This is a genomic window from Enterococcus sp. 2G9_DIV0600, assembly GCF_002140615.1.
GTDB lineage: Bacteria > Bacillota > Bacilli > Lactobacillales > Enterococcaceae > Enterococcus_D > Enterococcus_D innesii.
In genome coordinates, this window is the sequence record NZ_NGLL01000001.1 from 1,335,955 (window position 1) to 1,350,256 (window position 14,302).

The following is a 14,302-nucleotide window of genomic DNA, read 5'->3' on the forward strand; positions in this document are numbered from 1 at the left end:
TGTCTTTTCCTTAATTAGTGATTGACTTTAGGAAAACATTTTGATAAAGTTAATCTGTTGTAATTGTGGACTCCACAGCTACAACCGCACAGAACAAGTAGTAAGTACGAAAGTCACTTGGGATGGCGAGTCTAAGTATATTATAAGGAGGTGCTGTAGAGCATGTACGCAATTATCAAAACTGGTGGGAAACAAGTAAAAGTTGAAGTGGGTCAAGCAATCTACGTTGAAAAATTAGACGTTGAAGCTGGACAAAAGGTTACTTTTGATGAAGTTATCTTAGTAGGTGGCGAATCAACAAAAGTGGGTGCCCCAATCGTTGCAGGAGCAACTGTTGAAGGGACTGTTGAAAAACACGGCAAACAAAAGAAAGTCGTAACTTTCAAATACAAACCTAAAAAACATTCACACCGTAAACAAGGTCACCGTCAACCTTACACAAAAGTTGTTATTGACGCGATCAACGCTTAATTCTTACGAAAAGCAGGGTAACGAATATGATCAAAGGGACATTCAAACGAAATGACTCTGGTCGGATTGTTTCTTTTGAACTAGCTGGACACGCACAAGCAGGAGAATACGGCAAAGACATCGTCTGTGCTGCAGCATCCGCTTTAGCGATCAGTGCAGTCAATGGGATCGATGCTTTGGCTGGCGTTGCGCCAAAAGTTGAAGCAGATAACGAAAATGGTGGGTACTTATTAGTCACACTGCCTTCTCGTTTGACCCAAGAGCAGTCGAATATCGCACAAATTCTTTTAGAAAATTTGTTGATCGGCTTGCAATCAGTTCAAGAAGAGTACAACGATTATATCCAAATCAAAACTACTAAAGAAAACTAGGAGGTGCATCTCATGTTGATGAAAATGAATTTGCAATTCTTCGCTCACAAAAAAGGTGGGGGTTCTACTTCTAACGGACGTGACTCTCAATCAAAACGTTTAGGTGCGAAACGTGCTGACGGTCAAACCGTTTCAGGCGGATCAATCCTTTATCGCCAACGCGGTACTAAAATTTACCCAGGGGTAAACGTAGGTATCGGTGGAGATGATACATTGTTTGCAAAAGTTGATGGCGTGGTTCGTTTCGAACGTAAAGGCCGCGACAAAAAACAAGTATCTGTTTATCCAGTAGCGCAAGAAGCATAAGAAAACGACATCCAGATTACGTAAAAGTAACCTGGGTGTTTTTTTGTACATCAGTGAAACCGTTTTAACAAATTAGTCAATATTAATGACTTTTAAAAGGAGCGAAGCAATGATTCAATTAAAAGAAATCACGAAGGAAAACTATCGTGCGTGTATGAATTTGAAGACAACGAAGGAGCAAGAAGACTTTGTTGCGCCCAATTGGTACTCAATGTTAGAGGCAATCTATGAGGAACCTCGTCAGGCATTTGCCCTATACAATGGTGAGGAAATGGTCGGCTTTATGCTATTTAGTTTTTACGAGGCGGATGAGGATTATCCAAAAGCTTCGTGGTGGATCGAGCGGTTTATGATCGCAGAAAAATTCCAAAATCAAGGGTTAGGCACTCAGGCGTTTCTTGCTGGGTTAGATTGGTTCAAAACCCATATCCAAGCGCAAGAATTAAGGATCTCCGCTGTGGTTGGCAATGAGATCGCAACGAAGCTTTACGAACGCAACGGCTTTGTTTTGACGGGTGAAATGATTGAGAACGAGCATGTACTCTTGTTGCAGTTGCCAACGGATCAAGGATAACGTACTCTTTCTACAGTAAGAGAATGAGGTCAAAAGCAGAGGTTCTTAAGGGAATTCTCTGCTTTTTTTGTGTTGCTTCGGTCAAAAAAGTGTGCGGGCATCTTCTGGTTAGACGTTTCAAGAAATTTTGTGCACTTAGGGCAAGAATTACGAGTATATCCATGCTTTGTTCTTCACAAAGTTCCTTTTGCGATTAACGGAATCTTTACACGTTGATAACATAAACCTTATATTCATTTGATACTCTGAGGAAGTAGAACAAATGGAAAGAAACTTTCGAAAAACGTTGATTATTGAGAATCTGCTCACGAATGATTTCGACTTAAACACGAACATTATCAAAAAAGAAAACGTTCGTAATTCGAAAAAGATTGTTTTTAATTCGTTGGTTTTTTATAATCAAAAAGGAAAGTTCGGAATTCCGTGAGTTCGATTTTTTAATGAAAAGGAGAAAAAGTGATGAAAGTTTGGAAGAAAACGGCAATGTTTGGTTTAGGTTTGGTGGCAGCAGTTACGCTGGCGGCATGTGGCTCAGGTGGAGCAAGCACTGACTCGGCGGCTGAGGACGCAGGATATGTACCAGAAAAGTTGACCGTTCAATTTGTTCCATCACAAGCAGCAGAAACATTAGAAGCAAAAGCAAAACCACTTGAGCAATTATTAAGCGATGAATTGGGGATTCCAGTCACAGTGAGTGTTTCCACTGACTACAATACAATCGTCGAAGCAATGGCTTCGAAACAAGTAGATGTCGGCTTTTTACCGCCGAATGCCTACGTTTTAGCAAATGAACAAAGCAATGTTAAGGTACTGTTGCAAGCGCAGCGTTATGGCATCAAGCAGCCTGGTGGCGAATCAACAGATGAATTGGTTGATAGCTATCGCTCAATGATCGTCGTAAAAAGCGGCAGTGACATCAAAGAGTTGGAAGATTTAAAAGGCAAAACGATTGCCACGCAAGATGTTACTTCTTCTGCCGGTTATGTTTGGCCAGTAGCAGAAATGAAAAAAGCAGGCATCGACATCAATACGGATGTGACGACTGTTCAAGTCAAAGGCCATGACCAAGCGGTCTTATCTGTCTTGAATGGCGACGTTGACGCGGCCTTCGTTTTTGAAGATGCCCGTAACACGGTCAAAAATGATTACCCTGAAATTATGGATGAGGTAGAGCCAATGTACTTTACCGAACCGATCCCGAACGATACGATCAGTGTTCGCAGCGATATGAGTGAAGAGTGGGACAAAAAAATCCAAGATGCCTTTATCGCGATCGGAAAAGATGAAGAAGGAAAACAAATCATCTCTGATATTTACTCGCACGAAGGATACGTTGTTTCAAAAGACAGCAATTTCGACATTGTAAGAGAGTATGCGGAACAAGTCGGACAATAATAGATGAATAGATCGGGAGGGTACCGGTACTTGAGGTACCCTTTTCGAATGGACAGCAATTTTTATCTAATGGAAAGAAAGTAGGAGAATCATGGCTCTAGAGAACGAAACGATTATTTCATTTCAAAATGTGACCAAGCAATACCCAAATGGGGTGTTGGGGTTGAAGGATTTGAACATCGATATCAAAAAAGGAGAATTTGTCATCGTCGTGGGTTTATCCGGTGCAGGCAAATCAACGATGTTGCGCTCCATCAATCGACTGCACGAGATTACAAGCGGCGAGATTTTAATCGATAACAAGTCGATCACAAAAGCAAAAGGAAGAGAGCTACGCTTGATTCGTCGAGACATTGGCATGATTTTCCAAAGCTTCAATTTGGTGAAACGTTCGAGTGTCTTGCGAAACGTCTTAACGGGGCGAGTGGCTTATCATCCCACGATCAAAATGCTGCTGGGTCTCTTTCCGCAAGCGGACAAGGAGTTGGCTTATCAATCACTGCAGCGGGTCAACCTTGCAGAAAAAGTTTATACTCGAGCCGATGAATTATCTGGTGGTCAGCAGCAACGGGTTTCGATTGCTCGGGCTTTGACGCAAGAGCCAAAAATTATTTTAGCGGATGAACCGGTTGCTTCATTAGATCCGTTAACCACTGAAAAAGTCATGAATGACTTAAAACGGATCAATCAAGATCTGGGTATCACTATCGTAGTCAATTTACATTCTGTCCAATTGGCAAGAGAATACGGCACACGGATCATCGGGTTACGAGATGGGGGCTTGGTTTTTGATGGCCCTGTCAGTGAAGCGACCGATCAGCGATTGAAACAGATTTATGGTAGCGAGATCATGGAAGAGCAGGAAGGGGCAGGACAATGACGACAAATACGTTGCCGAAACGCAGCGGACTATGGAAAAATGTTCTGTGGCTCGTCATTTTTTTAGTGGTATTGTTCGTTAGCGGCTCTATTTCTGGCGTTGATTTGGCACGGTTCTTTAGCAACAGCAGTCAAATGAATGTCATTTTACAAAAGATGGCTCATCCTGATTGGGCATATGCCAAAATCATTGTTGAGCCGATTTTGCAAACCATCCAAATGGCGATCATCGGCACAACCTTTGGTGCACTGGCGGCCTTTCCGTTTTCACTTTTAGCAGCACGAAATATCATGACGAATCATTGGATCAGCGGTTGTTTCCGTTTCGTTTTAAATATCATTCGGACAGTACCTGATTTGATGCTGGCGGCTTTATTTGTTGCCATTGTCGGAATCGGTCCCGTAGCCGGGGTGATCTCCATCTCTGTGTTTTCTTTTGGGATGATCACCAAATTGTTTTATGAGTCGATTGAAACGATTGATGAAGGTCCGATCGAAGCGATCACGGCTTCTGGAGGATCGAAGTTTGATATCATCCGCTATGCAGTCGTACCGCAAGTCATGAGCCATTTTCTCAGTTACTTGCTTTATGCCTTTGAGATCAATGTGCGGGCATCGACGATTCTTGGGTATATCGGCGCAGGCGGAATCGGTGTTTTCTTACAACGATCTTTAAGCCAGTTTCGATATGACCAGACGTCGATTATCGTCTTAGTGATTTTTGCAGTTGTTTTGGTGATTGATACCATCAGTAATAGATTAAGGGAGCGATTGTTATGATGTTGCCAGCAGAACCGAAAAAGAAAAAAATACGGAATTGGCTGATCGCAGTAGTCGTTATCTTCCTTTATATTTGGGCTTTCGCTGGTGTACCTTTTGCCGGCGTCAAAGAAAATGTCGGTCAAATTGTCGGCTCAATCTTTTATGGGCTGATCCATCCTGATTGGGGCTATGTTTATACCGGTGATGGCGAAGATTTGATCAGTTTGATGATCGAAACCGTTGCAATCGCCTTTGTGGGTACGTTTTTATCCTCACTATTAAGTATTCCTTTTGCCTTTTGGGCGGCGCGCAGCAAAAATAGTCCTCGCTGGTTATCGGGATTTGGGAAAATCGTACTGACGGCGATTCGAACGTTTCCAGAAATCGTCTTAGCCATTATGTTTATTAAAACGGTAGGTCCGGGCTCCTTTGCCGGAGTGCTGGCGGTCAGTGTCCATTCCATTGGGATGTTGGCAAAACTCTATAGCGAAGCGATCGAAAACATGGATCATGGTCCCTCGGAATCCGTCATTAGTGCGGGAGGAAGCCGCTGGGATGTATTAGGCTTTGCGACATTGCCGCAACTGATCCCAGAATTTCTATCTTTTACCTTGTATCGATTTGAACTGGCTGTCCGTTCGGCTTCGATCTTAGGGATCGTAGGGGCAGGCGGGATCGGTACACCGATGATCTTTGCTATCAATGCACGTTCATGGAGCCGCGTGGGGATCATTTTATTGGGGATCGTTGTGACGGTCACGATCATTGATTTTATTTCTGGGCGCTTGCGTAAACGATTGGTTTAATAAAAGGAAGTGCGTACTCGAAAAAACACAGTCTGATTAGGCTGTGTTTTTTGTAGGAGATAGGCGGAGGTCGTTTAAGACAGTTTTTGTGAAACTTGTTATACTGGATTTATAGAAAATGAACCTAAACAAGGAGGCTGTTTTATGAAAGCATTATTGATCGTCAATCCAAGTTCTGGTGGTGAACAAGCGAAAGAATTTGAGGAAATGGCAGTAGACAAGTTGCGGGAAAGCTTTGCGGAAGTCGTAGTCAAACATACCGAAAAAGAAGGCGATGCCACACGCTTTGCCTCTGAGGCAGCAGCAGAATTTGACAGTGTCTTCGCAATGGGCGGTGATGGTACCGTCAATGAAGCGGTCAATGGCTTAGCCCCTCATGACAAACGAGCAAATTTCGGTTTCTTCCCGCTGGGAACAGTAAATGATTTAGCTCGAGCATTAGCGATTCCATTAGATCCTAAGGAAGCCATCGAATCATTTGCAGTGGATCACACCCGCAAAATCGATATTGGGCAGGTCAATCAAGCTTATTTTACCAATGTGGTGGCGATCGGTATGATTCCAGCAGCGATCAACAATGTGGAAGCTGAAGAAAAAACCAAGCTGGGAAAAATGGCCTATTTTGTTTCTGGTCTACGGGAAGTGCGGAAAAATGAAAGTCATCCGTTTGAAGTGATCGCCGAAAATAATGGGGAAAAAACGACGATCGCTGTGGAAAGTAGTACGATGATCGTTGGGTCATCGAATACGATTGGCGGTTTTGAATCTCTTTTACCTAAAGCGAGTACCGATGACGGAAAATTGCATCTGATCTACTTGAAGGATACGAATCTTTGGGAAACTGTCAAAAGTGTGCCTGAGCTTCTCAAAGGAGTTACGGAATCAAATGATGTTCTTGGTTATCAAACCTTTGATAAAGCTGCGATTCGTTTGGAGGATGGGGCAACGATCGAAACGAATGTCGATGGCGATCCAGGACCTGAGTTGCCAATCACAGTACAGGTGCTGCCACAACATCTCACCGTATATTGCGGCGCTGAAAAAGCCCGCTAAATCATCAATAACTAGGAAACGATCCGTCAAAAGCGGATTGTTTTTTTTCTTTAGAAAGAGTATACTGGAAAAAATTTATTGAAAGAAGGGATTCTATGACGATACGTTCTGCTAAGATTGCAGATGCCCAAGCCTTGACAGCAATCTATGCTTATTATGTAGATAATACACCGATTACCTTTGAAACGGAGGTGCCCACGGTTCAAGAATTCGCGGAACGCATCGCCAAGACCTTGAAACGCTACCCGTATCTTGTTGCAGAAGAGGCTGGTGAAATCGTCGGTTATGCCTATGCGTCAGCCTATAAAGAACGAGCAGCCTATGATTGGACCGTTGAAGTAACTGTTTATTTAGCCCCAGATGCAAAAGCAAAAGGGCTCGGTACCGCTCTTTACCAAGCGCTTGAGGAAAAATTAAAAGCGCAAAACGTGGTCAATCTGACTGCGTGTATTACAGGAGGCAATCAACAAAGCGAGGCTTTTCATGAGAAACTTGGGTATCGGAAAGTTGCTGATTTTGCGCATGTCGGCTATAAGTTTAATCAATGGCACGATGTGATATGGATGCAAAAAGAACTGCAACGATTTCCAGACCAGGTGCCAGCGTTCATTCCTAATGAAAAAGCCTAACGCATCCTGACTTTTGAATATCTTTTTTTGGCAAAATGCTTTATGCTGAAAGTAACAGGTGGAAATTTTTTCTATTGCTACTAAATGCAAAGCATTTTGTTTTTTCTATGTGGAAAAAAGTTGCTTTTTTATAGAAAAATGAGTAAAGTATTCAAGTGGAAAAACAAGGAGGCGAAGCTGTTGGGCAAGCGAATCGAACGTATCTATCAATATATCCTTGAAAACACGCGGAGTGGCTTAGGGGAGAAAAAGGGGTTGTCTACTTCGGAGGTTGCCGATCACTTAGCCATTCAGCGCAGTAATGCCAGTAAAGATTTAAATCAGCTTGTCAAAGAAGGACGCGTTGAAAAAAGTGATTCACGTCCTGTGCGCTATTGGGCAGCAGGTATTGACGCAAGCAGTTCGGAAAAGTATGTCCCAAGCTATAAAGAAAATCGTCCCCAAAGGGAAAAAGCTTTCCCTCAGCGAGTACAAGGAAAACCTTCTGACCGGGATATTTTTGCGACAATCATTGGTGCCAATGGCAGTATGAAAAACGCCGTTGAGCAAGCCAAAGCAGCGATTTTGTATCCGCCAAAGGGGCTAAACTGCTTGATTACAGGTCCTACAGGTTCTGGGAAAACCTACTTTGCCCATGCGATGTTTCAGTTTGCCAAAAGCAATCAGGTGATTGCCGAGGACAAAGAATTGATTGTCTTTAACTGTGCGGACTATGCGAATAATCCGGAACTTTTGATGAGTCATTTGTTTGGTTATGTGCGAGGCGCATTTACGGGTGCCGATCAAGAGAAAATCGGTATTATCGATCAAGCAGATGAAAGTATGCTATTTCTCGATGAGATCCATCGCTTACCACCAGAAGGTCAGGAAATGATCTTTTACTTTATGGATCATGGAACCTTCAGTCGTCTAGGAGAGACAGGCAAAAACCATCAAGCGAATGTCCGAATCGTTGGAGCGACTACGGAAGACCCCAACTCAACACTCTTAGATACCTTCACCCGGCGGATTCCCATTAACATTCAATTGCCTTTCTTTGAAAAACGACCGGCGTCAGAAAAAGTCGACCTTGTTCGGGTATTAGTTGGGCAAGAGGCGACCCGCATCCAACGGACGATCACCTTGACAGAAGATGTGGTCAAAGCACTGATCGGCAGTGTTAGTTTTGGGAATATCGGGCAATTGAAGTCGAACGTGCAGCTTGTTTGTGCTCGTGGATTTCTAAACCATATGCAGCAGGATGAAATTGAAATCGATTTATTGGATCTTCCAGAAGGGATCCGTTCAGGGTTGATCGTCTTGGGAAATCGTCGCAATGAGCTGGCAGAGCTTTCAAAGATCCTTGAACCGAAAATTAGTGTTCAGCCGAATCAAAACTTAAACAATATCCAATCAGATTCCTATGAATTGCCTTATAATCTTTACGATATTATCGGTGACAAGGCTGCTTTGCTAAAAGCAGATGGGTTAGACCAAGAGGCGATCAATCATTTTATCTCAACAGATATTAATGTTCACTTAAAGTCTTTTTATAAAGATCACGGGTTTTCCTTTAACTCGGTCAATAAACTAAGTGAATTTGTCGACCAGAAAGTGATCAGTGTAACAAATCAAATCTATGAGATGGTTCGGCAACGCTTAAATTACGATTTTCAGCAAAACTTCATCTATGCCATGAGCTTACACATCAGCTCATTTTTGAAAAAAATCCATCTAGGAGAAGAACGACAAACCAATGACAATATTCGTCAGATGGTAGCTGACTATCCGCAAGAGTTTGAAGTCGCCAAAGAAGTCCGCGATTTTATTGGTGATAGTTTCCAAGTGGCGATTCCTGAGAGCGAATCTTATTATTTAGCGGTTCTTCTGGTTTCTCTTAGAACCTCTCATTCCTCTGGGAAAATCGGCGTCGTCGTTGCAGCCCACGGCAACAGCACAGCCAGTAGCATGGTACAAGTGGTTAAACAGTTGCTGGAAGTCGATCAAGTTACCGCGGTGGACATGCCATTAGATATGCCACCAGCTGTGGCGTTGAAAAAAATCGTGGATAGTGTACGGGCAGTCAATGACGGCAGTGGAGTGATCCTGTTAGTCGATATGGGGTCTTTAGCGACCTTTAATAATGAGATCCAGCGGGAAACAGGCGTGGCTGTGCGGACAGTCGATATGGTGACCACCTCCATCGTGTTGGAGACCGTTCGTAAAGCATCGGTTATTGGAACGGACCTCGATCAGCTCTATGATTCATTACGGAAGTTCCGTGGATATGGAGCGGTCACTGTGGAAGAACCAGTGACACAAAACCACCACCCTAAAGCGATCTTAGCGGTCTGTGCTTCAGGAAAAGGAACGGCGCAGCGTATCAAAGAATTGATCCAAAGTTCACTGTCAAAACGGCAAAACCAAAATGTTGAAGTGGTGACCTTATCGGTGGCGGATCTAAGAACGGATTTGGAACAGATTCAACAGCGTTATCGATTGATTGCTGCAACGGGGATCATCGATCCCCATATAGATGCGCCATTTATTTCGCTGGAACGTTTTATTGACCAAGATGTCGATCTTTTGTTAGATGATATCCTATTAGAGAACGATTTGAGTTTTGAAGATGAAGTTCAGCTGGATGACCAACAGGCGAAAGCAATCTGCGTCCAGTATCTAGAAGAAAACTTTACGTATATCAATCCGAAAAAAGTGGTCGATCCTTTATGGAAGTTCAGCCAGGAGATCATACGTGATCTTGAATTAGGGCAAGCGCAGCAAGGCTTTTTGATCAACTTTGTCATGCATAGTGCAGGTATGCTGGAACGAATCATTTTGCGGCAGCCGTTAACAGTTGGGGAGAAAGAGCTAGAGGCGATGCGTTCGGACCCACTTTACGCACTGCTTCATGTCCATGTCCAGTCGTTTAGTCGTTTGATGAATATTGAGATTCCTGATGCGGAAGAGTATTACTTGATGGAACTCGTAAAGAACCATCGGGAAAAAGAGCAATACCAATAATCATGAAAAATAATACAGATACACTAAAAAAGATACAGTATTTTTTAGTGTATCTTTTTTAGTGTGTTATTCAAATGCTGATTCTTAAGGTTTTTTCAAGAATAGTGTATCGTAAAAACTTGGCACGCTTCTTGCTTCTATATAAGTGGATACAGGAGGTGATTGAAAAAAGAACAGATCCTCAATATGAAAAGCGGATCGATGGATGTAGGAGGCTTGCACAATGGGAATGGATATACGTCTTGCCCGAATCGACGATCGGTTGATTCATGGTCAGGTCGCCACAGCTTGGTCGAAAATGACTGGTATCAATCGAATCATCGTGGTCAGTGATGAGGTCGCAAATGACCAATTACGGAAGTTTCTCTTGAAAGAAGCTGCTCCACCAGGAATCAAATCTAATGTGGTGACAGTAGCAAAAATGCTTGAGGTGGCGCATAACACATTATTTAATACGCAAAAAGTCATGTTATTATTTACCAACCCTCAAGATGTCGTGACTCTGGTCAAAGGAGGCATTGACATTCGTTCCGTCAATATCGGCGGCATGAGCTTTTCAATGGGAAAACGGATGATCACTAATTTCGTGTCAGTCAATGATCAAGATCTTGCTTCATTGCTTTACTTGCAAAACCAAGGCATTGAAGTGGAGATACGCAAAGTTCCAGCTGATCGTAAAATCTTTTTGAAGGATATTTTGGAAAAAGAAGGTAGTCACCCTTAATTTTTTCGATGTTGTTTTTTCTTTCGTATTCGTGTCACATTTTTCAATTTTGATATAGGAGGTAAAAAGATGGTAGGAATTATCCTAGCAAGTCATGGAGAATTTGCTAACGGCATTTTGCAATCTGGTTCAATGATCTTCGGCGAACAAGAAAATGTTAAAGCTGTTACATTGATGCCAAGTGAAGGTCCAGATGACATCAAGGCAAAAATGCAAGAAGCAATTGCTACATTTGACGATCAAGAAGAAGTATTATTCTTAGTTGATCTTTGGGGTGGTACTCCTTTCAACCAAGCGAACAGCTTGTTTGAAGATCACAAAGACAAATGGGCAATCGTTGCTGGTATGAATTTACCAATGGTGATCGAAGCCTATGCTTCACGTTTTTCAATGAATACAGCGCATGAAATCGCTGCGCATATCGTTGAAACAGCTAAAGAAGGGGTCAAGGTCAAACCAGAAGAGCTTGAACCAGAAGAAGCGGTAGCACCAAAAGCAGTGCAAGACGATCAACCTAAAGGATCACTTCCTCCGGGAACTGTTCTAGGCGATGGCAAAATCAAAATCGTGCTTGCGCGTGTGGATTCTCGTTTGCTACATGGTCAAGTCGCTACAGCTTGGACAAAATCAGTTAATCCATCTCGGATCATCGTTGTTTCTGATGCAGTGGCAAAAGATGATTTGCGTAAAAAACTGATCGAACAAGCAGCTCCTCCAGGAGTAAAAGCGAACGTCATTCCAGTGGATAAAATGATCGAAGTTTCTAAAGACCCTCGTTTCGGGAATACGAAAGCTTTACTATTATTTGAAAACCCACAAGATGTGTTGCGTGCAGTTGAAGGTGGCGTTGACATCACTGAGGTGAACGTTGGTTCAATGGCTCACTCTGTTGGGAAAGTTGTTGTAAGTAAAGTATTGTCGATGGGTACGGACGATGTGAAGACATTTGAAGATCTAAAAGGACGCGGCATCAAATTCGATGTGCGTAAAGTGCCAAATGACTCTCGAGACAACATGGACGAAATCTTACGCAAAGCCAAAAATGAATTGGCGAATAAATAGAAACGTATTCAACTAAATAGGAGGTCTATCATGACTATTATATCTATGGTATTAGTAGTACTCGTTGCCTTTTTAGCTGGTATGGAAGGGATCTTGGATGAATTCCAATTCCATCAACCGCTAATCGCGTGTACTTTGATCGGTTTAGTGACCGGTAATTTGGAAGCATGTATCATTTTGGGCGGATCATTACAAATGATCGCACTTGGATGGGCAAACATCGGTGCCGCTGTTGCACCTGATGCTGCATTGGCGTCTGTTGCATCTGCAATTATTTTAGTTTTAGGTGGACAAGGAACTGCTGGTGTTGATACAGCGATTGCCGTTGCAATCCCTCTAGCTGTTGCTGGTTTGTTCTTGACAATGATCGTTCGTACATTGGCTGTGCCAATCGTTCACTTTATGGATGCGGCTGCTGAAGAAGGTAACATTCGTAAAATTGAAATGTGGCACGTGATCGCTGTATGTATGCAAGGGGTTCGTATTGCGATTCCTGCAGCTGCATTGTTGGCAATCCCTGCTGCAACTGTTCAAAACTTCTTAGAATCAATGCCTGCATGGTTGACGGATGGTATGGCTATCGGTGGTGGTATGGTTGTTGCCGTTGGTTATGCAATGGTTATCAACATGATGGCAACTCGCGAAGTATGGCCATTCTTTATTATCGGTTTCGTTATCGCAGCTATCTCTCAATTGACATTGATCGCTATCGGTGCTTTGGCAGTAGCAATCGCATTGATCTACTTGAACCTAACTAAAATGGGTGGATCATCAAATGGAGGCGGCGGCAGCAACACTGGCGACCCTCTAGGCGATATCTTGAATGACTATTAGAATCGAAGGAGGAGAAAAAAATGGCAGAAAAAATTCAATTAAATAAAAAAGATCGTTTAGCCGTAGCATGGCGCTCTACCTTCATTCAAGGTTCATGGAACTATGAACGTATGCAAAATGGTGGTTGGGCATTCTCAATGATTCCAGCAATCAAAAAATTATACAAAACAAAAGAAGACCGTGCCGCTGCTTTGAAGCGTCACTTAGAATTCTTTAATACTCACCCATATATCGCATCACCAATCTTAGGGGTAACACTAGCGTTAGAAGAAGAACGTGCCAATGGCGCGCCTGTCGATGACGTAGCGATCCAAGGGGTAAAAGTTGGGATGATGGGTCCTTTAGCCGGTGTCGGTGACCCTGTGTTCTGGTTTACTGTCCGTCCGATGTTAGGTGCATTAGGTGCTTCTCTTGCTTTAGGCGGAAACATCTTAGGCCCAATCATCTTCTTCGTTGCTTGGAACATCATCCGTTGGGCATTTATGTGGTACACACAAGAATTCGGCTACCGTGCTGGTTCTAAAATCACAGATGACCTTTCAGGTGGTTTGCTACAAGATGTAACAAAAGGTGCTTCTATTTTAGGGATGTTTGTATTAGGGTCACTTGTTCAACGTTGGGTATCGATTTCCTTTGCACCAGTTGTCTCAAGCGTACCGCTTGATGAAGGTGCCTATGTCGACTGGGCAAACTTGCCTTCCGGTTCAGCTGGTTTGCAACAAGCCTTCCAACAAGTAGCTGAAGGCCGTGCATTGACTGATACAAAAGTAACAACATTGCAAAACAACTTGGATCAATTGATTCCTGGTTTAGCTGCACTATTGCTTACTTTGTTATGTATGTGGTTATTGAAGAAAAAAGTTTCTCCAATCGTCATTATTATCGGTCTATTCTTAGTCGGTATCGGTGGACACTTGATCGGATTGTTATAATCTTTTCAATGATAGGTGCTTGGGGAAACCCAAGCATCTTTTTATTTATTCGCCAAATATGCCGCAAACACGTATAATAGGTAACAATAAGACGATATAGAATGGAGTAAGCGCAAATGGTACAATCCCTTAATACAAAAGTTGATTTGACGATCGATGCTACGTCTTTTTTAGGTATCAATGAATACGGCAAAATCATGATCGGCGATAATGCCTTTGAGTTTTACAATGATCGTGACAAACGCAAGTTTATTCAAATTCCTTGGGAAGACGTCGACTATGTGATCGCTTCGGTCTTGTTCAAAGGACGTTGGATCCCACGTTATGCGATTCGGACCAAAAAGAATGGGACGTATACCTTCTCATCAAAAGAACCAAAAAAAGTTCTGCGGGCAATTCGCGAATACGTTGACCCAGATCATATGGTCCATTCTCTTGGCTTTTTCGATATCTTGAAACGGGCAATTACCCGTAGAAAATAACAAGAGAGCATATGTTTTT

The 14,302-nt window shown here is 42.8% G+C and carries 16 protein-coding genes and 1 other annotated feature; all 16 genes read left to right on the forward strand.

Features of this window, described 5'->3' with window-relative positions:
• Nucleotides 1-72: 72 nt before the first annotated feature.
• Nucleotides 73-143: a sequence feature (ribosomal protein L21 leader region), on the forward strand.
• Nucleotides 144-162: 19 nt separating this feature from the next.
• The 16 genes from rplU to A5870_RS06445 all read left to right on the forward strand — a co-directional run bounded on the left by rplU (nucleotide 163) and on the right by A5870_RS06445 (nucleotide 14,283).
• Nucleotides 163-471, forward strand: coding sequence for a 50S ribosomal protein L21 (gene rplU, locus A5870_RS06365; RefSeq protein WP_005225751.1), 309 nt, complete (start codon nucleotides 163-165; stop codon nucleotides 469-471).
• Nucleotides 472-497: 26 nt separating this feature from the next.
• Nucleotides 498-842, forward strand: a complete 345-nt coding sequence (locus A5870_RS06370) for a ribosomal-processing cysteine protease Prp (RefSeq protein ID WP_005225752.1) — start codon at nucleotides 498-500, stop codon at nucleotides 840-842.
• 12 nt (nucleotides 843-854) lie between these two features.
• Nucleotides 855-1,148: a 50S ribosomal protein L27 gene (gene rpmA, locus A5870_RS06375; RefSeq protein WP_003126181.1), complete on the forward strand. Its 294-nt coding sequence runs from the start codon at nucleotides 855-857 to the stop codon at nucleotides 1,146-1,148.
• A 109-nt stretch (nucleotides 1,149-1,257) separates the two neighbouring features.
• Nucleotides 1,258-1,722: a GNAT family N-acetyltransferase gene (locus A5870_RS06380; RefSeq protein WP_086292162.1), complete on the forward strand. Its 465-nt coding sequence runs from the start codon at nucleotides 1,258-1,260 to the stop codon at nucleotides 1,720-1,722.
• Between the two features lie 459 nt (nucleotides 1,723-2,181).
• Entirely contained in the window at nucleotides 2,182-3,117 is a 936-nt protein-coding gene (gene phnD / locus A5870_RS06385) for a phosphate/phosphite/phosphonate ABC transporter substrate-binding protein (RefSeq protein WP_086292163.1), read from the forward strand.
• 91 nt (nucleotides 3,118-3,208) lie between these two features.
• Nucleotides 3,209-3,997, forward strand: a complete 789-nt coding sequence (gene phnC, locus A5870_RS06390) for a phosphonate ABC transporter ATP-binding protein (RefSeq protein WP_016610305.1) — start codon at nucleotides 3,209-3,211, stop codon at nucleotides 3,995-3,997.
• A complete protein-coding gene (phnE, locus tag A5870_RS06395; protein ID WP_005235330.1) occupies nucleotides 3,994-4,776 on the forward strand; it encodes a phosphonate ABC transporter, permease protein PhnE in 783 nt (260 codons plus the stop codon). The genes phnC and phnE (A5870_RS06395) overlap by 4 nt, the downstream gene beginning before the upstream one ends.
• Nucleotides 4,773-5,564, forward strand: a complete 792-nt coding sequence (gene phnE, locus A5870_RS06400) for a phosphonate ABC transporter, permease protein PhnE (protein WP_081118059.1) — start codon at nucleotides 4,773-4,775, stop codon at nucleotides 5,562-5,564. The genes phnE (A5870_RS06395) and phnE (A5870_RS06400) overlap by 4 nt, the downstream gene beginning before the upstream one ends.
• A 144-nt stretch (nucleotides 5,565-5,708) precedes the next feature.
• Nucleotides 5,709-6,617 (forward strand): diacylglycerol/lipid kinase family protein, encoded by a 909-nt coding sequence (locus A5870_RS06405; protein WP_086292164.1) that lies wholly within the window; start codon nucleotides 5,709-5,711, stop codon nucleotides 6,615-6,617.
• 95 nt (nucleotides 6,618-6,712) lie between these two features.
• Nucleotides 6,713-7,246, forward strand: coding sequence for a GNAT family N-acetyltransferase (locus A5870_RS06410; protein WP_086292165.1), 534 nt, complete (start codon nucleotides 6,713-6,715; stop codon nucleotides 7,244-7,246).
• 180 nt (nucleotides 7,247-7,426) lie between these two features.
• Nucleotides 7,427-10,249, forward strand: a complete 2,823-nt coding sequence (locus A5870_RS06415) for a sigma-54-dependent transcriptional regulator (protein ID WP_086292166.1) — start codon at nucleotides 7,427-7,429, stop codon at nucleotides 10,247-10,249.
• 229 nt (nucleotides 10,250-10,478) lie between these two features.
• A complete protein-coding gene (locus A5870_RS06425; protein ID WP_026008065.1) occupies nucleotides 10,479-10,973 on the forward strand; it encodes a PTS system mannose/fructose/N-acetylgalactosamine-transporter subunit IIB in 495 nt (164 codons plus the stop codon).
• 69 nt (nucleotides 10,974-11,042) lie between these two features.
• Nucleotides 11,043-12,035, forward strand: a complete 993-nt coding sequence (locus tag A5870_RS06430) for a mannose/fructose/sorbose PTS transporter subunit IIA (RefSeq protein ID WP_081118063.1) — start codon at nucleotides 11,043-11,045, stop codon at nucleotides 12,033-12,035.
• A 30-nt stretch (nucleotides 12,036-12,065) separates the two neighbouring features.
• Nucleotides 12,066-12,869 (forward strand): PTS mannose/fructose/sorbose transporter subunit IIC, encoded by an 804-nt coding sequence (locus tag A5870_RS06435; RefSeq protein ID WP_008378492.1) that lies wholly within the window; start codon nucleotides 12,066-12,068, stop codon nucleotides 12,867-12,869.
• A 20-nt stretch (nucleotides 12,870-12,889) separates the two neighbouring features.
• Nucleotides 12,890-13,801 (forward strand): PTS system mannose/fructose/sorbose family transporter subunit IID, encoded by a 912-nt coding sequence (locus A5870_RS06440; RefSeq protein ID WP_005235347.1) that lies wholly within the window; start codon nucleotides 12,890-12,892, stop codon nucleotides 13,799-13,801.
• A gap of 116 nt (nucleotides 13,802-13,917) precedes the next feature.
• Nucleotides 13,918-14,283 carry a DUF956 family protein gene (locus tag A5870_RS06445; RefSeq protein ID WP_005235348.1) on the forward strand — a complete coding sequence of 122 codons (366 nt, stop codon included), beginning with the start codon at nucleotides 13,918-13,920 and terminating at the stop codon, nucleotides 14,281-14,283.
• Nucleotides 14,284-14,302 lie beyond the last annotated feature (19 nt).

Coding starts and splice junctions, on each gene's coding strand:
- rplU (WP_005225751.1), top strand. CDS start 163: ATGTACGCAATTATCAAAACTGGTGGGAAACAAGTAAAAGTTGAAGTG.
- A5870_RS06370 (WP_005225752.1), top strand. CDS start 498: ATGATCAAAGGGACATTCAAACGAAATGACTCTGGTCGGATTGTTTCT.
- rpmA (WP_003126181.1), top strand. CDS start 855: ATGTTGATGAAAATGAATTTGCAATTCTTCGCTCACAAAAAAGGTGGG.
- A5870_RS06380 (WP_086292162.1), top strand. CDS start 1,258: ATGATTCAATTAAAAGAAATCACGAAGGAAAACTATCGTGCGTGTATG.
- phnD (WP_086292163.1), top strand. CDS start 2,182: ATGAAAGTTTGGAAGAAAACGGCAATGTTTGGTTTAGGTTTGGTGGCA.
- phnC (WP_016610305.1), top strand. CDS start 3,209: ATGGCTCTAGAGAACGAAACGATTATTTCATTTCAAAATGTGACCAAG.
- phnE (WP_005235330.1), top strand. CDS start 3,994: ATGACGACAAATACGTTGCCGAAACGCAGCGGACTATGGAAAAATGTT.
- phnE (WP_081118059.1), top strand. CDS start 4,773: ATGATGTTGCCAGCAGAACCGAAAAAGAAAAAAATACGGAATTGGCTG.
- A5870_RS06405 (WP_086292164.1), top strand. CDS start 5,709: ATGAAAGCATTATTGATCGTCAATCCAAGTTCTGGTGGTGAACAAGCG.
- A5870_RS06410 (WP_086292165.1), top strand. CDS start 6,713: ATGACGATACGTTCTGCTAAGATTGCAGATGCCCAAGCCTTGACAGCA.
- A5870_RS06425 (WP_026008065.1), top strand. CDS start 10,479: ATGGATATACGTCTTGCCCGAATCGACGATCGGTTGATTCATGGTCAG.
- A5870_RS06430 (WP_081118063.1), top strand. CDS start 11,043: ATGGTAGGAATTATCCTAGCAAGTCATGGAGAATTTGCTAACGGCATT.
- A5870_RS06435 (WP_008378492.1), top strand. CDS start 12,066: ATGACTATTATATCTATGGTATTAGTAGTACTCGTTGCCTTTTTAGCT.
- A5870_RS06440 (WP_005235347.1), top strand. CDS start 12,890: ATGGCAGAAAAAATTCAATTAAATAAAAAAGATCGTTTAGCCGTAGCA.
- A5870_RS06445 (WP_005235348.1), top strand. CDS start 13,918: ATGGTACAATCCCTTAATACAAAAGTTGATTTGACGATCGATGCTACG.